Annotated in this window: 18 protein-coding genes and 2 pseudogenes; 8 read left to right on the top strand and 12 right to left on the bottom strand. The window is 64.0% G+C overall.

The annotated features are described in order from the left end of the window. The 4 genes and pseudogenes from ACH2AT_RS04305 to ACH2AT_RS04290 all read left to right on the top strand — a co-directional run. Positions 1 to 255 (top strand): annotated as a pseudogene (locus ACH2AT_RS04305) (sugar ABC transporter permease); the annotation flags it as partial. 14 nt (positions 256 to 269) lie between these two features. Further along, positions 270 to 1184, top strand: coding sequence for a carbohydrate ABC transporter permease (locus ACH2AT_RS04300; RefSeq protein ID WP_394963955.1), 915 nt, complete (start codon positions 270 to 272; stop codon positions 1182 to 1184). A gap of 63 nt (positions 1185 to 1247) precedes the next feature. Continuing rightward, the gene (locus ACH2AT_RS04295; RefSeq protein ID WP_394963953.1) at positions 1248 to 2834 is read left to right on the top strand and encodes an ABC transporter substrate-binding protein; all 1587 of its coding nucleotides are present in this window, start codon (positions 1248 to 1250) and stop codon (positions 2832 to 2834) included. A gap of 70 nt (positions 2835 to 2904) precedes the next feature. Beyond that, entirely contained in the window at positions 2905 to 4554 is a 1650-nt protein-coding gene (locus ACH2AT_RS04290; protein WP_394963951.1) for a DUF4091 domain-containing protein, read from the top strand. Positions 4555 to 4618: 64 nt separating this feature from the next. Here ACH2AT_RS04290 and ACH2AT_RS04285 read toward each other — a convergent pair whose 3' ends face one another. From ACH2AT_RS04285 to ACH2AT_RS04245, 9 genes are all read right to left on the bottom strand, one after another. Next, positions 4619 to 5452, bottom strand: coding sequence for an energy-coupling factor transporter transmembrane component T family protein (locus ACH2AT_RS04285; protein ID WP_394963949.1), 834 nt, complete (start codon positions 5450 to 5452; stop codon positions 4619 to 4621). Beyond that, complete coding sequence (locus tag ACH2AT_RS04280) at positions 5442 to 7154, bottom strand: ABC transporter ATP-binding protein (protein WP_394963947.1); 1713 nt, start codon at positions 7152 to 7154, stop codon at positions 5442 to 5444. Before ACH2AT_RS04280 ends, ACH2AT_RS04285 begins: the two co-directional genes overlap by 11 nt. A gap of 131 nt (positions 7155 to 7285) precedes the next feature. Beyond that, positions 7286 to 7834 carry an ECF-type riboflavin transporter substrate-binding protein gene (locus ACH2AT_RS04275; protein WP_394963945.1) on the bottom strand — a complete coding sequence of 183 codons (549 nt, stop codon included), beginning with the start codon at positions 7832 to 7834 and terminating at the stop codon, positions 7286 to 7288. Positions 7835 to 7923: 89 nt separating this feature from the next. Next, positions 7924 to 8778, bottom strand: a complete 855-nt coding sequence (locus ACH2AT_RS04270) for an S-adenosyl-l-methionine hydroxide adenosyltransferase family protein (protein WP_394963943.1) — start codon at positions 8776 to 8778, stop codon at positions 7924 to 7926. A gap of 120 nt (positions 8779 to 8898) precedes the next feature. After that, the gene (locus tag ACH2AT_RS04265; RefSeq protein ID WP_394963941.1) at positions 8899 to 9549 is read right to left on the bottom strand and encodes a hypothetical protein; all 651 of its coding nucleotides are present in this window, start codon (positions 9547 to 9549) and stop codon (positions 8899 to 8901) included. Positions 9550 to 9552: 3 nt separating this feature from the next. Continuing rightward, positions 9553 to 9861: a DUF4176 domain-containing protein gene (locus ACH2AT_RS04260; protein ID WP_394963939.1), complete on the bottom strand. Its 309-nt coding sequence runs from the start codon at positions 9859 to 9861 to the stop codon at positions 9553 to 9555. Between the two features lie 219 nt (positions 9862 to 10080). Further along, on the bottom strand, positions 10081 to 11508 hold the full coding sequence (gene nhaC / locus ACH2AT_RS04255; protein WP_394963937.1) for a Na+/H+ antiporter NhaC: 1428 nt from the start codon (positions 11506 to 11508) through the stop codon (positions 10081 to 10083). Between the two features lie 19 nt (positions 11509 to 11527). Next, entirely contained in the window at positions 11528 to 12697 is a 1170-nt protein-coding gene (locus ACH2AT_RS04250; protein WP_394963935.1) for a MalY/PatB family protein, read from the bottom strand. A 28-nt stretch (positions 12698 to 12725) separates the two neighbouring features. Further along, entirely contained in the window at positions 12726 to 13226 is a 501-nt protein-coding gene (locus ACH2AT_RS04245) for a hypothetical protein (protein ID WP_394963933.1), read from the bottom strand. Between the two features lie 182 nt (positions 13227 to 13408). Between ACH2AT_RS04245 and ACH2AT_RS04240 the strand changes: the two genes are divergently transcribed. Together ACH2AT_RS04240 and ACH2AT_RS04235 are read left to right on the top strand one after the other, a co-directional pair. Continuing rightward, the gene (locus ACH2AT_RS04240) at positions 13409 to 14311 is read left to right on the top strand and encodes a LysR family transcriptional regulator (RefSeq protein WP_394963931.1); all 903 of its coding nucleotides are present in this window, start codon (positions 13409 to 13411) and stop codon (positions 14309 to 14311) included. A 77-nt stretch (positions 14312 to 14388) separates the two neighbouring features. Beyond that, positions 14389 to 15441: a M42 family metallopeptidase gene (locus tag ACH2AT_RS04235; protein WP_394963929.1), complete on the top strand. Its 1053-nt coding sequence runs from the start codon at positions 14389 to 14391 to the stop codon at positions 15439 to 15441. Between the two features lie 136 nt (positions 15442 to 15577). On the opposite strand, the gene ACH2AT_RS04230 is transcribed toward ACH2AT_RS04235, so the two are convergent. The 3 genes from ACH2AT_RS04230 to ACH2AT_RS04220 all read right to left on the bottom strand — a co-directional run bounded on the left by ACH2AT_RS04230 (position 15578) and on the right by ACH2AT_RS04220 (position 18099). Further along, positions 15578 to 15760 carry a FeoB-associated Cys-rich membrane protein gene (locus tag ACH2AT_RS04230; protein WP_394963927.1) on the bottom strand — a complete coding sequence of 61 codons (183 nt, stop codon included), beginning with the start codon at positions 15758 to 15760 and terminating at the stop codon, positions 15578 to 15580. Then, entirely contained in the window at positions 15757 to 17763 is a 2007-nt protein-coding gene (locus ACH2AT_RS04225; RefSeq protein WP_394963925.1) for a ferrous iron transporter B, read from the bottom strand. Before ACH2AT_RS04225 ends, ACH2AT_RS04230 begins: the two co-directional genes overlap by 4 nt. A 123-nt stretch (positions 17764 to 17886) precedes the next feature. Beyond that, a complete protein-coding gene (locus ACH2AT_RS04220) occupies positions 17887 to 18099 on the bottom strand; it encodes a FeoA family protein (protein ID WP_394963923.1) in 213 nt (70 codons plus the stop codon). 236 nt (positions 18100 to 18335) lie between these two features. Here ACH2AT_RS04220 and ACH2AT_RS04215 point away from each other — a divergent pair. After that, positions 18336 to 18458 (top strand): annotated as a pseudogene (locus ACH2AT_RS04215) (aspartate carbamoyltransferase); the annotation flags it as partial. 217 nt (positions 18459 to 18675) lie between these two features. Then, on the top strand, positions 18676 to 19593 hold the full coding sequence (gene prmA / locus ACH2AT_RS04210) for a 50S ribosomal protein L11 methyltransferase (protein WP_394963921.1): 918 nt from the start codon (positions 18676 to 18678) through the stop codon (positions 19591 to 19593).

Below are 19593 nucleotides of genomic sequence, written 5' to 3'. Positions count from 1 at the left end.
ATCCTGTTCCTGCTGGCCATCGGCACCATCATGAAGGGCGACTTCCAGATGTTCTGGCAGGTCACCGGCAACAACCCCATGGTGCTGGATGTCACCGACGTCATCGACACCTACGTCACCCGCTCGCTGCTGCAATTGCAGGAGTTCGGCATGACCAGCGCCGCGGGCCTGTATCAGTCCACCTTCTCCTTCCTCTTGGTGCTTTTGGCCAACAAGCTGGTGAAAAAGGTGGAGCCCGACTACGCGCTGTTCTGAAAGGAGGCGGCCTCATGGCAAGCAAGACCAAAACCGGCAAAAAGCCCGTGGGGCGGGACCGCGTTGCCTTTGACGTGCTCTCGGTGGCCGTCCTGACGGTGCTCTCTCTCTTCTGCCTGCTGCCCTTCTGGCTGGTGATCAGCGGCTCCTTCTCCGACCAGGCCTCCATCCTCACCCACGGCTACCGGCTCATCCCCGAGACCTTCTCGCTGGACGCCTACCAGACCCTGTTCAAAATTCCGGGCGACTTGCTGCGGGCCTACGGCGTGACCATCTTCGTCACCGCCACCGGCACCTTCCTGGGCCTTTTGTTCACCAGCATGGCGGCCTACGTTCTGGCCAGCAGCACCTTCCGCTACCGCTACCAGATGTCTTTCTTCTTCTACTTCACCTCCATCTTCGGCGGCGGCCTTGTGCCCTGGTACATCTTCAACACCAAGTACCTGCACTTCCACAACAGCGTCATCGCCCTGATCCTGCCCATCCTCATCAATGTGACCTACCTGCTCATCCTGAAAAGCTACATGGCGGGCATTCCCGAGGCGCTGTATGAATCCGCCCGGCTGGACGGCGCGGGCGACTTCACCATCTATCTGCGGGTGGCCATGCCGCTGTGCAAGGCCGGCCTTGCCACGGTGGGCCTGTTCATTGCCCTCAACTACTGGAACGACTGGTACGACGCCATGCTGTTTCTGGACGAAGGGCGCAGCGATCTGTATCCGTTGCAGTACTACCTGAACAACATCCTCACCAAGGCCCAGGCCATCGCCCAGGCGGCCGCCCGCAGCGGCCTGCCCATGAGCGAGGTGCCCAGCGAGCCCATGAAGCTGGCCATGACGGTGGTGGCCACCGGCCCCATCATCCTGCTCTACCCCTTCCTGCAGAAGTATTTCGTCAAGGGCGTCACCATCGGCGCCGTGAAAGGCTGACGGTAAGAAGCCGCGCACATCGGCGCGCGGCAGTGTATAATTTACTTATAAGGAGGAACAACCATGAAAAAATCAGCGAAACTGCTGGCCCTCGTTCTGGCCCTGGCGCTGGTGCTGACCGCCTTCGCAGGCTGCGGCGGCACGGGCACTTCCGGCTCCGCGGCGACCCCCGCCAGCACGTCCGGCTCCGAGCCCGCCGCCGGCCCGGACATCTCCGAGGAAGTCACCCTCACCATGTACCTCATCGGCGACCGCCCGGTGGACAACGACCTGGTGTTCGAGAAGATCAACGAGCGCCTGAAGGAAGAGATCAACGCCACCATCGATGTGAAGTTCATGAGCTGGAGCGAGTATGAACAGAAATACCCGCTGATCTTCGCTTCCGGCGAGGACTGGGATATGATCTTCACCGCCGACTGGTGCTTCTACAACGCCCAGGCCACCAAGCAGGGCTTCTGGGAGATCACCCCCGAAGCGCTCCAGACCTACGCCCCCATGACCGCCGAGACCATGTACCCCGAAGCCTGGGAGCAGGCCAAGGTGGACGGCAAGGTCTACATGCTGCCCATGAACTATCAGGAGCTCACCGCCTACGTCTGGATGGCCCGCGGCGATCTGATGGACAAATACGGCATCGAATCTCTGGACACCTTTGACGGCGCCGAAGAGTACATGCAGGCCATCGTGGACAACGAGCCTTCCATGATCCCCCTGGACGTGGGCTCCGACTATGACCGTCAGTTCGTGTTCGACCTCTTCTGGAACGTGGAGTCCAACGCCAAGGGCGACGCCCGCTACGCCGTGCTCCCTCCCACCAACCTCCTCAACTGCGTGAGCTCGAACGACCCCGAAGCCAACGTGATGACCACGCTGGACACCGACATCTTCATGACCACCCTGAACAAGGTGAAGGATTGGCGCGACCGCGGCTTCTGGAGCCGCAACGCGGTGGTCAACACCCAGAACAACACCGAGAGCTTCCAGGCCGGCAAGTCCGCTCTGGCCGTGATGAACATCAACACCGCCAAGAGCCTCTACGCTACCCTGCAGGCCGAGCATCCCGAGTGGGACGTGCGCGTGTTTGACGCCATGAACGGCGCCCCCGCCACCATCCAGTCCTACCTTGCCAACGGCATGAGCATCTTCTCCAAGTCCAAGAACCCCGAGCGCGCTCTGATGGCTCTGGACTACCTGCGCAACGACGAGATCTGCCACAACCTGTTCTGCTACGGCATCGAAGGCGTGCACTGGGAGGCCGTTGGCGAGCATGGCCTGAAGTCCCTGCCCGACAGCACCAACTACGCCTACGACAGCAACTGCAACTGGGGCGTGCGCAACGACAAGTTCTGGCGCACCGTTGAGGGCGGCATCCCCAACGCCGAGGAGCTGACCGAGAACTGGAAGGCCACCGCCCGCAGCGGCCGTTATCTGACCTTCGTGTTCGACGACTCCGCCGTGAAGAACGAAGTGGCCGCCGTGAGCGAAATTTACAACTCCGATTACAAGCTGCTGCAGCTGGGCTTCACCGACGACCCGGAGGGCGATGTGGCGAAGCTGAAGACCAAACTGGAAGCCGCCGGCATCAATGCGCTGCAGGAGGCCTTCCACACCCAGGCCCTCACCTTCCTGGAGAACAACCCTGTGGAATAAACCTGACCCTGAACCGGGGGAGGCGGGCGTGTCCCGCCTCCCCTGTTTTGGCATCGATGGGAGTTTTTCTATGACAAGCTATGAATTTTTCCTCACCGACAGTCTGGAAAAGGTGCTGCCGGACCGGCGGCCCGAAGCCGCCAGCCCCGGCGCGCCCCGGCTGCTGAAAAACCAGCGCTGGGCCTTCCAGCTGGCCTACACCTGCCAGAACGATGACTTCGGCGAGACCTCCACGCTGTTTTCTTTGCGGTGCAGGGGCTCTGCCAGGGCGGCACTGAGCCTTTTCCGGGTGGAGCTGGTGCCCTGCGATTACCCCTGCCACGGCACCTGGGACGAGGGCTACCTCACCACCCGCCCCGGCCTGCTGCCGGACCTGCTGCGCCCGGCGGGCTGGGAGGAATCCTTCAAGGCGGTGCCCGCCCAGTGGCGCAGCCTGTGGTTCTCGCTGGACGCGGCGCGCCTTGCCCCCGGCCCGGCGGACCTGCGGCTGGAGGTGCTGGGCCCGGAGGGCGAGGAGCTGGCGGAGTTTGCCTTCGGGGTGGAGGTGCTGGACACGGCCCTGCCGCCCCAGACCCTGCTCCAGACCCAGTGGTTCCACGCCGACTGCCTGGCGGACTATTATCATGTGCCGGTGTTCAGCGAGGAGCACTGGCGCATCCTGGACAATTTCATGGCCAGCGCCGCCGACCACGGCATCAACATGCTGCTCACCCCGGTGTTCACCCCGCCGCTGGACACCGCGAAGGGCGGCGAGCGCACCACCGTGCAGCTGGTGGACGTGGCGTTTGAGGATGGCCGGTGGAGCTTTGGCTTTGATAAGCTGCGCCGTTGGGTGGGCATGGCCCGCCGCCACGGCATCACCGAGATCGAGGTGGCCCACCTGTTCACCCAATGGGGGGCGGAGTTCGCCCCCAAGGTGATGGTGCAGACGCCCCGGGGGCTGGAAAAGCGCTTCGGCTGGCACACCCCGGCGGTGGGCGGCGAGTACACCGGCTTTTTGCGGGCCTTTTTGCCCGCGCTGAAGGCGGAGCTGGACGGCCTTGTGGGGCTGGACCATGTGTGGTTCCACATCTCCGACGAGCCCCACGACCAGGAAAAGGAGACCTACGCCGCCGCCAAGGCCACGGTGGCTGGCCTTCTGGCGGGCTGCCACGTCATCGACGCCCTCAGCAGCTACGACATCTACCGCCAGGGCATTGTGGAAAAGCCGGTGGTCTGCAACGACCACATCCAGACCTTTGCGGACCACGGAGTGCAGCACCTGTGGACCTATTACTGCACGGTGCAGGCGCTGGCGGTGCCCAACCGCTTCATGGCCATGCCCAGCGCCCGCTGCCGCATTATGGGCGCGCTGCTCTATCAGTACGATTTGGAGGGGTTTTTGCACTGGGGCTTCAACTTCTACAATGCCCAGCGCTCGGTGCGCCCCGTCGACCCTTTCCGGGTGACCGACGCGGGCGAGGCTTTCCCCTCGGGGGACGCCTTCCTGGTCTACCCCGCCCCCGACGGCGCCGCCTGGGGCTCGCTGCGGGGCGAGGCCCACAAGGCCGCCTTGCAGGACCTGCGGCTGCTGCGCCTGTGCGAGGGCCGCATTGGCCGCAAGGCCACGCTGGACCTTTTGAAGGGCGTAGGCGGTGAGATGACCTTCACCGAATATCCCCGGACAAAGGAGTTCTTCACCCGGCTGTGGCAGGCCGTGCTGGAGCGGCTGGAACTGTGAGACAAAGCGACAGGCGCCGCGGCCCTTTTGGGGCCGCGGCGCCTGTCGCTTTTGCCGCACGTTGTCAGATGAAAGGGTTGAAGAACCGGTCGCCGTCCCAGAAGGTGATGACGAGGCTGGCGGCCAGCAGGGCCACGCCCAGGGCCAGCGCCAGCCAGTCGCCCCGGGAGAAGGGCCGCTGCACGTACCAGGTGCGCTTTTTGTTTTTGCCGAAGCCCCGCAGCTCCATGGCGTTGCTGATGGTGTCGATGCGGGCCAGGCTGGAGAGGATGAGGGGCAGAAGGATGTTCACCGAGTTTTTCAGCCGGGCGCTCAGCTTTTCCCCGCTGCCCAGCTCCACGCCGCGGGCCTGCTGGGCCTGGCTGATGCTGTGGTAGTCCCGCTGGATGTCGGGGATGTAGCGCAGGGCGATGGCCACCGAATAGCCCACCCGGTAGGAAACGCCGATGGAGTTGAGGCTGGCGGCAAACTCGCTGGGGTCGGTGGCGGAGATGAACAGAATGGCCACCGGCAGCGCCACAAAGTATTTCAGCGAGATGTTCAAAGTGTAGAACAGCTGCTCCCAGGTGATGGTGTAGCGCCAGAACAGGGTGGCGATGACGTGGCGGGTGCCATAGATCTCCACGCCCTGCTCGGGGCTGAACAGATAGATGAACACGTTGTTCAAAATCAGGAACACCAGCATGAACACCAGCATGAAGCGCACTTCCCGCAGCTTGATGCGGCTGGCCTTGAAGGCGGCGAAGCTCACCACCATCAGGCCGATGAGCACCCGGGTGTCGTAGGTGATCATGCTGGCGAAGGTGAACAGCAGGAAAAACGCCAGCTTGGTGGTGCCGGTGAGCGAGTGCACGAAGCTCTTGCGGGGCAGATAATTCAAAACGGTGTTAGCAGCCATGCTCGCGCACCTCCCGGTCAAAGTCGATGAACCGCTGGACGAAGGCTTCCGGCGGCGCGATGCCGCAGCGGTTCGCCAGGGTGAACAGGCTGGTCTCCTTCAGCGCCGCCTGCTCGATGAGCGCCGGGTCGCAGAGGACCTCGGCGGCGGAGCGGTCGGCGATGAGCCGCCCGTCGCTGAACACCAGCGCGCGGGGGGTGTATTCCAGCATCAGGTGCATGTCGTGGGTGATCATCAGCACCGTCACCCCCTGCCGGTTCAGCCCCCGCAGGAACTCCATGATCTCGGTGTAGTGGCGGAAGTCCTGCCCGGCGGTGGGCTCGTCCAGGATGATGACGTCCGGGCCAAGGGCCAGCACGCTGGCGATGGTCACCCGCTTTTTCTGGCCGAAGCTCAAAGCGCTCACCGGCCAGTTGCGGAAGGGGTAGAGCCCGCAGATCTTCAGGGTGTCCTCCACCTTTGCCCGCACCTCGTCGGGGCCAAGGCCGCTCTGCACAAGGCCCAGGGCCACCTCGTCGAAGATCATGGTCTTGGAGATCATCTGATTGGGGTTCTGCATCACGTAGCCGATGCGGCCCGCCCGCTGGCGGATGGTGTCGCCGGTGATGTCCCGCCCGTCCAGCAAAATGGAGCCGGAGCCGGGGGCCTCAAACCCGCAGATGAGTTTGGAAAGGGTGGATTTGCCCGCGCCGTTGCGGCCCACGATGCTCACCATCTCCCCTTTTCGCACGGCGAAGGAGATGTCCTGCAGGGTGTCGCGGCCCTTGGTGTAGCCAAAGCGCAGGTCCTTCACCTCCAGCAGCACCGGCTGCCGGGGGGCGGGGGCGGCGGCGGGGGCCGCGTGGTACCAGGCGCGCACCGCGTCCCTGTCGGCCCCGGTGAGCTCCAGCGTGTCGGGGTGGGCGGGCTTTTTGTCCGGCGAAAGGGCCACGCCGGCGTATTTCAGCGCCGTGAGGTAGAGGGGCTCCCGGATGCCCGCCTCGGTGAGCAGCGGCGAGCAGAGCAATTCGTCCGGCCGCAGGTCGGCGGCGATGCGGCCCTCGTCCATCAGCACGATGCGGTCCACGCTGCGCCAGAGCACGTCCTCCAGCCGGTGCTCGATGATGAGCACGGTGGTGCCGGTCTCCTTCTGGATGCGGTCGATGAGCTCGATGGTCTGCTTGCCCGCCGCCGGGTCAAGGTTTGCCAGCGGCTCGTCGAACAGCAGGATCTTCACCGCGTCCACCATCACGCCCGCAAGGCTCACCCGCTGCTTCTGCCCGCCGGAGAGCTCGTGGGGCGCACGGCCCAGGTGACGGTCCACGTCCACCAGTTTGGCGGCGCGGGCCACGGCGGCGTGCATCTCCTTTTGGGGCACGCAGTCGTTTTCCAGCGCGAAGGCGATGTCCTCGGCCACCGTCAGGCCGATGAACTGGCCGTCCGGGTCCTGCAGCACCGTGCCCACCGATTTGGACAGCGCAAAGATGCTCTCCTTCCTGGCCTGCTTGCCGTCCACCGTCAAAGTGCCGGAGGATTCGCCGGGGTAGCTGAAGGGGATGAGCCCGTTGATGCAGCTGGCCAGGGTGGATTTGCCCGAGCCGGAGGGCCCGGCGATCAAAATCTTTTCGCCGGGATAGATGTCCAGGTCGATGTTATAGAGGGTGGGCCGGGCCTGGGCGCGGTATTGGAAGGTGAAATCCCGGAAGGAAATGATGGGTTCCATAAAGCAGCGCTCCTCGCAGTTCAAAAATCAAAGGAAACGGGGGCAGGGCGCTGCCCTGCCCCCGATGCAAAACGCACCGGAACGGCTTGCCGCACAAGCGTTCCGACGGGCGAAGCGCCGGAAAAAGGAACTCACTCCTTGTCCAGCGAGCCCTTCTTGGCGATGGTCTTGCAGAAAGCAGCCACCAGCAGGCCGCCCACGATGACGGCGGTCAGGCTGTTGGCGATGGCGGCGAAGGCGCCCTGGGAGAACGTCTTGCCAACAGGCTCGGCGTAGATGAGGATATCCAGGCCGGGGGCCACCAGCAGCCAGGCGACGGCGTTGGCCACCACGTTGGTCACGGCGAACAGAACGAACTTGCTCTTGCCGAAATCGCCTTCGCTGAGGGCCAGCTTCTTGGCCACCAGGCCCGCGATCACGCCCACCAGGGTGGAGGCGATGACCCAGCTCCACCAGGGGCTGCCGCCCCAGGACAGGTCGATCAGGGTGTGGCCGATGAAGCCGATGAGGCCGCCGGCCACAGGGCCGTACAGGGCGGCCAGCATGCCCAGGATGGCGTACTGCAGGCTGATGTTGGTGTTGGGGATGCCGCTGGGGATGGCCACGAAACGGCCCAGCACAAAGAACAGGGCGGCGCCGATGCCCACCGCGACCACGGTCTTGATGGAAGAATTTTTCATGTTGCACACTCCTCACATTATAAAAACAAAACTATCCGCCGGCGGAAGGGCCTGTCCCTTCCGCGGAGAATCAAAGGGGATGCACCGCCTTATTCGTAGACGATGCGGGGCGCTTTGCGCAAAGCGATGCGCCATTTGATGCCGGTGCCGATGTTGTAGGCCTTGGAGAAGCTGCCCTGGTTGATGGCGACGGCCACGCAGTCCAGGCTGTTGACGTAGAGCAGCGGCTCGCCCACGTTCACGTCGGCAAAGCTCTTGGCATAGGCCATGATATTCTTGTAGAGGGTGCGGGTGTCGTTGGCGATGGACACCTCCACCCGGCCGCCGTGCTTCACGCCCAGTTTTGCGAACATTTCCCGGGGGATGTTGGTCCACAGCGAGCCGAAGCGCACGTCCAGCACGTCGATGGTGCCGGTGATGACGTCCTCCTCGCACTTTGCCTCGATGACCGGCAGCTCGATGACGCTGTCCACCGGAACCTGGGGGCCCACCTGCTCGAAGGTGATGACGCCCGAAGCCAGCCGCGCGCCGGTGTAGGCGTAGATGTCACGGCCGTGGAAGGTGTAGCTCTCGCCGGAACCCGCCAGCCGGTTCACGCTTTCGTCGATGACGCGGGCCTCTTCGATGCCGCACATCCGCTTGATGTGGGTCAGGGTGCCGTTGTCCGGCGTGATGATGTAGTGGCCCTCGGCGGTCTTCACCGCGATGCTGCGCCGGGTGGAGCCCACGCCCGGGTCCACCACGCTCACGAAAACGCTGTTTTCCGGCCAGTAGCTCACCGTCTGGATGAGGCGGTAGCTGGCCTCCCAGATGTCGTATTGGGGGATGTCGTGGGTCAGATCGAACACCCGCAGTTCGGGGCACACGCCCTGGGCCACCCCGTACATGGCGCACACCGCGCCGTCGGCATAGCCGAAGTCGGATTGAAGGATCAGCGGTTCCAAGCTCTCAACACGTCCTTTTGCACGCAAAAATTACAATTAAGTATACGCTTTTCCGCCGGGGCTTGTCAAGGCTGGAGGGGCGGAAAAAGCGCGGCCCGGCGCGCGGTTTCCGCCCACGGCTCAGGGCCCCTGCAGCGGGGCGGCCCGGTGGTGGAAGCCGGGGTCGTATTTCGCCTTCAGCGCCTTGTTGAAGGTCACAAGATAGCTCTTTTCCACCGAGGCGACGGCGATCTGGCCCCGGCGGGCGAAGGCGCGGGCGTCCAGATACAGGCACAGCAGCACCGCCGCCCGCTGGGTCCACTCCCCCAGGGAACAGAGGGTGTATGCGTCCAGGTTGTCGCGCACGGTGGTGCCCTTTTCGATCTGGGCGATCTGCCGCCCGGCGGCCCAGACGGGCCAGACGATGCCCTCTTTGCCCAGGCCCACCTCAAACATCTCCAGCGGCACGCCGTCCAGAGTCATGGCGGTGTAGCCGTAGCGGGAGAAAAGCCCGCAGCGGGCCATTTTGTCGCACATCTCCCCCACCCTTTGGCCGCCGCTGGCCACGGTGTAAGGGGCCCAGGTGCGCTCCTCCACCGGCCGGCCCAGGTTGCGCAGGGGCGGCTGGGGATCATAGCGGAGGGAGAGCTCCTCGTCCCGGTAGCGCAGGACGCAGGGCCCGCCGAAAAGGAAATTATCCGGGAAAAGGGCGCTGCCGATGGTCTGGCCGCCCTCCAGAACGGTGAACTCCGCCCGCAGGCCGCTCACTGTCTGCTTTACTTCACACAGCATGGCTCATCCCTGCCCCTTGCTCACGATTTTTCCGTCCCGCACTTCCACCTCGCCCAGTTTGTCCAGCACATTGGCGCGGAAGTCCAGCTCCTCCTTGTCCTGAAAGCCGAGGAAAAACACCGTCTCCACTGCCTCCCGGTCAAAGAAATACATCCCCGCCGGGCCGGTGATGCCCTCGGGATACAAGCAGGCGGAATAGTCGTACACCTTGTCGCTTCCCGCCCGGGTCTGGATGCGCCCGCAGATCATCATCCGCTTTTGGCCGCCCTTGAGCAGTACCACCGAGCCGATGGGCAGAAGATTTTTGTACATCACATCGCCCCCCTTTTCCTTTATTATACAGGCCCCGGAAAGGGGGTGCAAGACAGCCGGACAAGCCAAAGCCCCCGGAGCGATGGTCTCCGGGGGCTTTGACGGGACAGAAGAGCCTCGCTTTATGCGGGCAAGAGAGAATCAGGCAGGGCGGGCCAGACCCGGCGCCGCCCGATGGACGGCGGCGTGACCGGGCAGGTCAGAGCCGCTCCAAAAAGGTCACTGCTTGGGGCGGCGCCAGAAGGGACGGTATTTCACCTCGTCGGTGGTGCGGAACACACCGATGCCGGTCCAGGCGTTGATGACGGCGATCAGCGGGCTGAGCATGGGCAGGAAGGTGTAGGGGATGTAATCCAGGGGAGAAACGCCCAGGGAGCCGCTGTAGTAGGCGGCCGCCGCGCCCCAGGGCAGGATGGCCACCAGCAGGGTGCCCAGGTCCTCCATCGAGCGGGACAGCACCGCGCGGTTGATGTCCATTTCGTCGTAGGCGCTCTTAAAGGCGAAGGCGGGCACGGTCAGAGGAGGATACTGGCCGCCGGGGATGGCCAGGATGCCGGCGGTGGCCAAAGTGGCGGTGACGATGCCGCCCACCGAGTGCACTCGGGCGGTGATGGCGCTGACGATGGGATTCAGCACGCCCAGTTTGTCCAGCAGGCCGCTGAGCATGCCGCACAGCAGCACCATGATGATCATTTCCATCATGCCGGACATGCCGCCCCGGCTGAGCAGGCTGTCCAGACTTTCGATGCCAGTGTTGGACACAAAGCCGCTCATGCCGTAGCCGAAGACGTCCAGAATGTTCACGCCCTGGAACACCATGGCCCACACGCCGCCCACGGCAATGCCGATGGCGAAGGTCAAAAAGGCGGGCACCCGCTTGACCGAAAGGGCAAGCACCACGATCACCGGAACCAGCATCAGCGGGTTGATGTTGAAGGCGGAGGTCAGGCCGTCGCTGAGCATCTGGATCTGGGCCTTGTCAATTTCGCCGGCGTTGTTCAGGCCCAGCACGAAGTAGAGCACCACGCAGATCACCGCAGCGGGCAGGGTGGTGTAGAACATAGAGACCACGTGCTTGAACACGCTGGTGCCGGCAGAGGCGGCGGCCAGCAGCGTGGTGTCGGACAGGGGGCTCATCTTGTCGCCCATCTGAGCGCCGGAGATGATGGCGCCGGCGGTGATCCACAGGGGGATGTTCAGGCCGGTGGACATGCCGATCAGCACCACGCCGATGGTGCCCACGGCGCCCCAGGAGGTGCCGGTGCAGAGGGCCACAAAGCAGGTCAGCAGGAAGGCCACGGGCAAGAAGAACATCGGGGTGATGATCTTGAAGCCGTAGTAAAGCATGGCCGGGATGGTGCCGGCGGCCATGAACACGCCCACCAGCACGCCCACCAGGATCATGATGATGGCCGCGGAGGCGACCGCCTTCACGCCGCTGCACATGGCATCGTCCAGGGTGTCCCATTTATGGCCCAAAAGAAGGCCGTAGCCGCAAAGAAGAACATCGGCCAGCAGCATGCAGATGGTCATGTTCACCCCCAGCAGGATGAACACGATCATCACGCCGATGGGCACCAGAAAGCCGATGAGACCGAGGGTCAGGGTCATTTCCTTCGGCGCTTTTACGGGTGTGTTTTCACTCATGATTTTCACTCCTTTTGTTTCATTTGCGGAACATGCGGTCGATCCGCTCCACCGCCTGCCGCAGCGTTTGTTCCGTCACACCAAAATTTAAACGGATAAAGCCTCGCCCTTGCTCTCCGTGTTCCAAACCGTTGTTCAGGCTGATGCCCGCCTGTTCCAGAAAAGCCTCGCCCAGCTTGTCCGGATCCAGCCCCGCGCGGCTACAGCCGATCCAGTAAACGAAGCTGGCCTCCGGGGGCAGCGGGTCCAGCGGTATGCCCCGCTCCTTCACCAATTCCGCGAACAGGTCCCGGTTATGCTGAAGATATGCGGTGGCCTCCTCCAGCCAGGCATCCGCTCCCCCCTCGGCGATGGCGGTCACCGCCGCGATGCTGAAGGAATTACAGGCGTAATGGAAGTCGAAGGGCACCACGTACGCGTCCCACCGGCGGCGCAGCTCCTCATTGGCGATGAGGGTCATGGCGTGGGGCAGGCTCATCAGGTTGAACCCCTTGCTGAAGCTGAAGGTGAGGATGGAGATCTCCCGCGCCCGGTCGGATGCATCCAGAATGGGGGTGTGCCGGAGCCCGTCGTAGGTGATGAGGCAATGCACCTCGTCGGACAGGATCACCACCCCGTTTTCGGCGCAGATGTCCGCCATGCGGGCCAGTTCTTGCCGGGTGAACACCCGCCCGGTGGGGTTGTGGGGGCTCACCAGAATGAACATGGTGGGATGATAGGTGCGTATCTTGGCCTCAAAATCCTCAAAGTCCACCTCATAGCGCCCGTCTTTCAGCACCAGCGGGTTTTCCAAAAAGCGGCAGCCCGCGCCTTCGATGGCCCACTTCAGCGGCGCGAAATAGGGGGACTGCATCAGGATGTAGTCGCCGGGGTGGCACATGGCGCCGATGGTCAGCCGCACCGAGCCGATGGTGCTGGGGATCTCCCGCAGCCACTCCCGTTCGGTGTGCATGCCGTAGCGGCGGGAAAACCAGTTCTGCACCGCCTCGTAGTAGCGGTCAGACTTGAAGCGGTAGTTGAAGGTGTTCTCGTCACAGACCGCCTGTGTTGCCTCCTTTACGCAGGGTGCGCAGAAAAAGTCCAGGTCCGCGGTGCCCATGCCGAGGATATCGTCGCGGCCCGCCGGCTGTTTCCAGCGGATGGAACCGTTCCGGCGGTGATCCAGCGTTTTGTCAAACTCGTATTGCATGGAAAAGATGCTCCTTTCGGCTCGGGTGTTATTGATCGGGGTCCCGCAGGGCTCCGTAGATGCCTTTGTAGAGGATGCTCACCACGATGCCGGTAACGATGGCCGCGGCCACCGCCGGGTATTCGGCCGGCGTGCGGGAAAAACATCCGATGATGGCGGAAAACTGCAAGATGGCGTGCCGGGCGGGGGTGCGCTTGAGCCAGAACAGGTTGGCTGCTTCGATGACGGCGCTCACCGCCCCGAAGGCCAGCACCCGCGCCGCCAGCGGCGGCAGCGCCGTGGCCAGCAGCGCCGTTTCGGCGCCGGTGTAAAGGCCCACCCACACAAGCCCCACCGCCAGGCTCAAAAGATAGCCGGGCAGCCCGCAGGCCCTGGCCCCGGCGGCAAGGCAGCAGCTGATGCCCAAAAAACAGCAATACAGCATTGTGCCAAAGCTGCCCTCCGCCAGTTCAAACAGCAGCTTGGTCAGGCCGAACAGCCCGCCCGCCAGCAAGCAGGCCAGCGCGGCACGCCAGACGTCCCGCTTCACGGCAGAGCCCCCTATCATTCCCAAAACTGATATTTCAAAGGGAAGAATCACCAGAATTTTCGAACTAAATGTCGAAAAACTTGTTCTGTGCCCAGTATAACCCGCTGCTTTAGCCTTGTAAAATGCCAAATTTCGATATATATTATAAATAACAGTTTATATTTTAAAGGAGGAGAATGCCCGTGACCCAGCTGGAGATCGAGGCCTTTCTGGCGGTGGCGAAATACAACACCCTCTCGGCGGCGGCCCAAAAGTTGTTCATCACCCAGCCGGCGCTGACCCGGCGCATCCAGACCATGGAGGAGGAGATGGGCTGTGCGCTGTTCGTGCGGCAAAAGGGCCACCGGGAGATCCAGCTCACCCCCAAGGGGGTGAAGTTCTATCACGTGGCCCAGAAGTGGCAGCGCCTGCAGGCGGAGATGAACGCGCTGCGCAACGTGCAGGAGCGGGAGTATCTGTCCATCGCCGCTACCGACAGCGTGCTGCACAACATCCTGTCGGAGCTGCTGGTGGAGTTCACCCGACAGGGCTATCTGCTGGAGCTGAACAACGCCTTTTCTGAAACGGCGTTCCAGTTTATGGAAAAGGAGTTGTACGACCTGGCGTTCATCGCCATCCAGGACTACACCCAACCCATGCCCGAGGGCACCCAGATCCACCCGGCTTATTCCGAAGTCTTTGTGGCGGTGTCCTTCAGCGAGCTGCCCAACACCGATGGGCGGGTCACGGTAAGTTCGCTGGACGCAAGCAAAGAGGTGCTGCTGCGTTGGAACAAGGAGTTCATGGCCTGGCACCGGGCCCGGTTCGACGAGACGGTGGAGCCGGTGGTGATCTTGGAGTATTTCTCCCTGTCCCGCTATTTCCTCACCGGCGACGCCTGGATGTTCACCCCTTATGTGACAGGGCTGCGCTTTGCGCAGATGGGCGCCCACATGTACGACGTGGTGGACGGACCGCCCAACCAGATCATCTACTGCCTGACCAACAACGGCCGTAAGGAGGCGGCCATCCAGCGTTTTCTGGACATGCTGGACCGCCACCTGCGCACCATGCCGCCGGACAAGGTACAGTCCTTCCGAGAGTAAGGCGGCCGCCCTTGCGCTTCGACGGGATTTTTTGTAAGATGGGGCCAGGACCTTTTTATAAGGAGGAGAAACGGAAGATGAACGACGAAAAAACGCTGGAACAGGCCCAGCAGGCCTTCCTGCTGGACACGCTGCAAAAACTCCTCGGGCAGGACAGCCCCAGCGGCTTTACCCACAAGGCGGTGGCCCTGGCCAAGGACATCGCCCAAGGGCTGGGCTTCGAGGCCCGGCTCACGGGCAAGGGCAACCTTGTGGTGAAGGTGCCCGGCCGGGAGGCCGGCCGCACGGTGGGCCTGTGCGCCCATGTGGACACCCTGGGCCTGATGGTGCGCTCCGTCACCGCCGACGGCATGCTGATGGTCACGAAGGTGGGCGGCCCGCTGATGCCCACGCTGGACGGCGAATACTGCCGCATCTACACCCGGGACGGCAGGGTCTACACCGGCACGGTGCTCAGCCTCTCCCCCGCAGCCCACGTGCAGGACGACGCGGCCACCCGCCCCCGGGACGAAAAGAACATGGCGGTGCGCATCGACGAGAAGGTGCGCACAAAGGCGGACGTGGAGGCCCTGGGCATCGCCGCCGGCGACTACGTCTGCTACGACCCCAAGACCGTGGTGACCGAAAGCGGCTTTGTGAAGTCCCGCTTTCTGGACGACAAGGCCAGCTCCGCCTGCCTGCTGACCCTTCTGTGGCGGATGCACGCCACCGGCCAGCGCCCCCGGTATGACACCTTCTTCACCCTCACCGTCCACGAGGAGGTGGGCCACGGCGGCGCCACCCTGCCGGTGGTGGACGAGCTGCTGGCGGTGGACATGGGCTGCATCGGCGAGGACCTGGCCTGCACCGAGTACCAGGTGTCCATCTGCGCAAAGGATTCCGGCGGCCCCTACGACTACGGCATGGTCAGCCGGCTGGTGCAGCTGGCGAAGGAACACGGCGTGGACTACGCGGTGGACGTCTATCCTCACTACGGCTCCGACGTGGGCGTGGCCTGGCGCGCCGGCATGGACGCCCGGGGCGCCCTCATCGGCCCGGGGGTGCACGCCTCCCACGGCATGGAGCGCACCCATCTGGACGGCCTTTCCGCCACCCTCAAGCTGGCGGGGCTGTATCTGGAGCTGGCGTAACAGAAAGGCGAAAAGCGGGAGCGGACGAACAGTCCGCTCCCGCTTTTTGTGGCCGTGACGGCCCTTTGGAGAGAAAATGCCCATCGGCCCCGCCGTGTTTGCCGCCGGCGGGCCGGGCGTGGATGAATTGGTTCGTTCAGCGCTCCTCCTGCGCCGCGCTGCCGTGGCAGCCCTGGCAGCCGGAACAGCCGCCGGAGCAGCCGCCGGAGTCGGGGCAGCCGATGCACTTTTTGCCGCTCTTTTTCGCCTTGTAAACATAGAAGGCGGCGGCCAGGACGATGGCGGCGATGATGCCGCCGGCGATGAGGTTGGCCATCATGCGGCGCTCACCCCCTTAAGGGAGTACTCCTTGGCCAGCGAGCGGTCGCTCCGCAGGCACAGCCAGGTGAGGATGGCGGCAAAGACGGCCACGGCGGCAAGGCCGGGCACCGCGCCCGGGCCGAAGGAGCCGGTGGTGATGAGGGTGCCGAACTGGTAGACCAGCACGCCCACCGAGTAGCCGGTGCCCAGCTGCAGGCCGATGCCGGCCCACAGCCACTTGGCGCTCTTCATCTCGCTGTTCATGGCGCCGATGGCGGCAAAGCAGGGCGGGGTGTAAAGGTTGAACATCAGGTAGGCCAGGGCCGCCACCTTGGTGATGGCGATGATGCCCGCCACCTCGGCGCCGGAGCCCTCCAGCATGGCCAGTTCGTCGGTGTCGATGAAGTTCTCAAGGCCCACGAAGCAGACGGCCAGGGTGCCCACCACGTTCTCCTTGGCGATGAAGCCGGTGACGGCGGCGGCGGCCAGCTGCCAGCTGAGGACGCCAACAATGGGAATCAGCAGATAGGCAAAGGGGTGGGCAATGGAGGCCAAAATAGAGCTATCGGCAGTTTCGGCCACAGCAAAACTCCAGTTGAAGGTCTGCATGATCTGCACGGCGGTGTTGCACAGCAGGATGATGGTGGCGGCCTTCACGATGTAGGCCCAGCCGCGGCTGCACATGGCCTTGAAGGCGAACCACAGGGAGGGCACTTTATACTCGGGCAGCTCGATGATGAAAAAGCTCTTGCGGTTCTTGTAGCCGGCGATGCGGCTCACCAGCAGCGCGCCAAGGAAGATGAGCACGATGCCGGTGAAGTACATCACAAAGCTCACCCAGCCCGCGTCCGCAAAGAAGGCCCCGGCGAACAGGCTGATGACCGGGATCTTCGCGCCGCAGGGCATGAAGGGAGTGAGCATGGCGGTGGCGCGGCGCTCCCGCTCGTTGCGGATGGTGCGGCTGGCCATCACGCCGGGGATGGCGCAGCCGGTGCCGATGACGAAGGGGATGACCGACTTGCCGGACAGGCCCACTTTTTTGAAGATGGGGTCCAGCACCACCGCCACGCGGGACATGTAGCCGCAGTCCTCCAGCAGGGCGATGAGGAAGTACATCACCATCACCAGGGGCAGGAAGCCCACCACGGCGCCCACGCCGCCGATGATGCCGTCCGCCAGCAGGGCGGTGAGCAGGGGGTTGGCGTCGGCCAGGCTGTCCGCCACGAAGCCCTGGAAGGCCTCGATCTGGGCCACCAGCGCGTCGGCGATGAAGGGGCCCACCCACACCTGGCTGATCTGGAACACCAGGAACATCACCAGCGCGAAGATGGGAATGCCCAGCCAGCGGTTGGTGAGCACCGCGTCAATGGCGTCGCCGGTGCCCTTTTCCCGGGTGAGCACCTGGCGCTTTTCCACCCTGCTCACCAGCTGGTTCACAAAGGCGAAGCGCTGCCGGTCGGCCTCTTCCACCGCCTTTTTATCGGTCAGGTCCACCTCGCCCTGCACGTAGGGAGCCTTCTGGCCTTTGCCGTAGAGGCCCGCCGCGGCGGCCACCGCCTCCCGCAGGCCGGCGCCTGCGGTGGAGACGGTGGGGACGACCGGGCAGCCCAGGGCCGCCGAGAGGGCGGCGTCGTCGATGGTGATGCCCTTTTTCTCGTCCAAGTCGTTTTTGTTCAGCGCCACCACCACCGGCACCCCCAGCTCCAGCAGCTGGGTGGTGAAGAACAGGCTGCGGGAGAGGTTGGTGGCGTCCACGATGTTGATGATGGCGTCCGGGTGCTCATGGCGCACATAGCTGCTGGTGATGCTCTCCTCCGAGGTGAAGGGCGACATGGAGTAGGCGCCGGGCAGGTCCACGGCCACCAGCTCCTCCCCGGCGGGGCAAAAGCTCTTTTTGATGGGGTGTTCCTTCTTTTCCACGGTCACACCGGCCCAGTTGCCCACCTTCTCGCTGCGCCCGGTGAGGGCGTTGTACATGGTGGTCTTGCCGGAGTTGGGGTTTCCGGTCAGAGCGATTCTCATAAGCGGTTCCTCCTGTTTTGCTCACTGCCCCGCAAAGGGGCGTTCTATCGCAAACGCCGGATGGTTAGCCATAACTAACCACGGGGCGCGGCGGTCTGTAACATGCGGGGGCGGCCAGGCGCGTCAGACGCGGATGGCCCCGGCCAGCTGGTCGTCGATGGTGTAGCGGCCGTCCTTGATGGCCACCACGCAGCCGCCCTTCAGGCGGGAGACCACGGTGATGGGCTCGCCGGAAAAGCACCCGAGGCTGAACAGAAAAGCATCCATCTCCTCGTCGTCGGTGTCGATGGCCCGGATGATGTATTCCCGGCCGGTGTCGGCGTCGTTCAAGGTCATTTGTTTCACCTGCTTTCAGCGGAACACGGTGCGGCGGCACCGGTGGTTAGATAAAACTAATCCCGCCGCCGCAAAAAAGCCGGCAGAGCCGGCCCGGCGGAGCGTTAGCTATTACTAACTTCTACCTGATGATACTCCACCGGCGGGGATTTGTCAATCCCTTTTTGCAAAAAAAGGGGAGCGGCCCGCGCCGCTGCCCGAAAGGCTCATTTCACCTGCTGCTGGGTGATGCAGTGGATGCTGCCCCCGCCGTGGCCGCTTCCAGGGTGGGCTGCCCGCCGATCAACGCCGGCGGCGGCCACCAGCATCCCACCCAGACCCTCACCGACCTGCTCACCATCCACCGGCTGAAGGCCCGCCGGCCCTCTGCCGCCCCCGCGGGGCCCGGCAGAGGGCCGGACGGCTCGCCCGGCCCCCGTGCGTTGAACACGGGAGCCGCTTTTTGTTGAAAACTCCCGGCCCCGCCCCTCGTTCTATGGAACAAAGGGGCGTTTGTTCTTTCTTTTTTCACAAAAACGCCGCCAGGGATGCTATAATAATACATTAGAGACGAAACCACCCCAAGGAGGGCCCCTTATGCAGTGGACCGACATCAAGATCACCGTTCCCAAAGCCCAGGCGGAGGACGCCGAGGCCATCGCCACCGGCGTGTCCGGCGGCGGCATCTACATCGAGGACTATTCCGACCTGGAAGAGCAGGTGGAGCGCATCGCCCACGTGGACCTCATCGAGCAGGACCTGCTGGATAAGGACCGCACCCATGTGACGGTACACCTGTATCTCTCCCCCGACGAGAACCCCGCCGAGGTGCTGGACCTTTTGCGGGGCCGGCTGGAGGGGGCCGAGCTGGACTACTCGCTGGCGGCGGACGGCGTGGAGCAGCAGGACTGGGAGACCGCCTGGAAGGCCTATTACCACGCCCTGCCCATCGGCAGGCGGCTGGCCGTCGTGCCCAGCTGGGAGGACTACCCCACCGACCGCACCGTCATCCGGCTGGACCCCGGCATGGCCTTCGGCACCGGAACCCACGAGACCACCGCCCTGTGCCTTGCCGCGCTGGACGAGCTGGTGAAGGGCGGCGAGCGGGTGCTGGACATCGGCACCGGCAGCGGCATTTTGGCCATCGCGGCCCTCAAGCTGGGGGCGGCCGAGGCCGAAGGGGTGGACATCGACCCCATGTGCGTGCGCACCGCCGGCGAAAACGCCCGGCTCAACGGCGTGGAAGGCCGGCTGAAGGTGCTGGTGGGGGACCTGTCCGACAAGGCGGCCGGCAAGTACGACATCATCACCGCCAACATCGTGGCCAACGCCATCCTGCATCTGGCCCCCCGCGTGCCCGGCCTGCTGGCGGAAGGCGGCGTCTTTATCGCCAGCGGCATCATCGACGCCCGGGAAGAGGAAGTGTGCGCGGGCCTTGCCGCCGCGGGCCTCAAGGTGGACGAAGTGCGCCGCCAGGGCGGCTGGGCGGCCATCCTCTGCAGGGGTGAGGTGTGA

It is taken from the genome of Candidatus Allofournierella excrementigallinarum (genome assembly GCF_944388085.1).
Classification (GTDB): domain Bacteria; phylum Bacillota; class Clostridia; order Oscillospirales; family Ruminococcaceae; genus Allofournierella_A; species Allofournierella_A excrementigallinarum.
This window is presented reverse-complemented; position numbering and strand designations above follow the sequence as displayed.

Bases quoted from the DNA above. Each gene is read 5' to 3' on its own strand.
- ACH2AT_RS04300 (WP_394963955.1), top strand. From the start codon at position 270: ATGGCAAGCAAGACCAAAACCGGCAAAAAGCCCGTGGGGCGGGACCGC.
- ACH2AT_RS04220 (WP_394963923.1), bottom strand. From the start codon at position 18,099: ATGACCTTGAACGACGCCGACACCGGCCGGGAATACATCATCCGGGCC.
- ACH2AT_RS04290 (WP_394963951.1), top strand. From the start codon at position 2,905: ATGACAAGCTATGAATTTTTCCTCACCGACAGTCTGGAAAAGGTGCTG.
- ACH2AT_RS04285 (WP_394963949.1), bottom strand. From the start codon at position 5,452: ATGGCTGCTAACACCGTTTTGAATTATCTGCCCCGCAAGAGCTTCGTG.
- ACH2AT_RS04275 (WP_394963945.1), bottom strand. From the start codon at position 7,834: ATGAAAAATTCTTCCATCAAGACCGTGGTCGCGGTGGGCATCGGCGCC.
- ACH2AT_RS04280 (WP_394963947.1), bottom strand. From the start codon at position 7,154: ATGGAACCCATCATTTCCTTCCGGGATTTCACCTTCCAATACCGCGCC.
- ACH2AT_RS04230 (WP_394963927.1), bottom strand. From the start codon at position 15,760: ATGATGGCCAACCTCATCGCCGGCGGCATCATCGCCGCCATCGTCCTG.
- ACH2AT_RS04260 (WP_394963939.1), bottom strand. From the start codon at position 9,861: ATGTACAAAAATCTTCTGCCCATCGGCTCGGTGGTACTGCTCAAGGGC.
- ACH2AT_RS04250 (WP_394963935.1), bottom strand. From the start codon at position 12,697: ATGCAATACGAGTTTGACAAAACGCTGGATCACCGCCGGAACGGTTCC.
- nhaC (WP_394963937.1), bottom strand. From the start codon at position 11,508: ATGAGTGAAAACACACCCGTAAAAGCGCCGAAGGAAATGACCCTGACC.
- ACH2AT_RS04265 (WP_394963941.1), bottom strand. From the start codon at position 9,549: ATGCTGTGTGAAGTAAAGCAGACAGTGAGCGGCCTGCGGGCGGAGTTC.
- ACH2AT_RS04295 (WP_394963953.1), top strand. From the start codon at position 1,248: ATGAAAAAATCAGCGAAACTGCTGGCCCTCGTTCTGGCCCTGGCGCTG.
- ACH2AT_RS04235 (WP_394963929.1), top strand. From the start codon at position 14,389: ATGAACGACGAAAAAACGCTGGAACAGGCCCAGCAGGCCTTCCTGCTG.
- prmA (WP_394963921.1), top strand. From the start codon at position 18,676: ATGCAGTGGACCGACATCAAGATCACCGTTCCCAAAGCCCAGGCGGAG.
- ACH2AT_RS04225 (WP_394963925.1), bottom strand. From the start codon at position 17,763: ATGAGAATCGCTCTGACCGGAAACCCCAACTCCGGCAAGACCACCATG.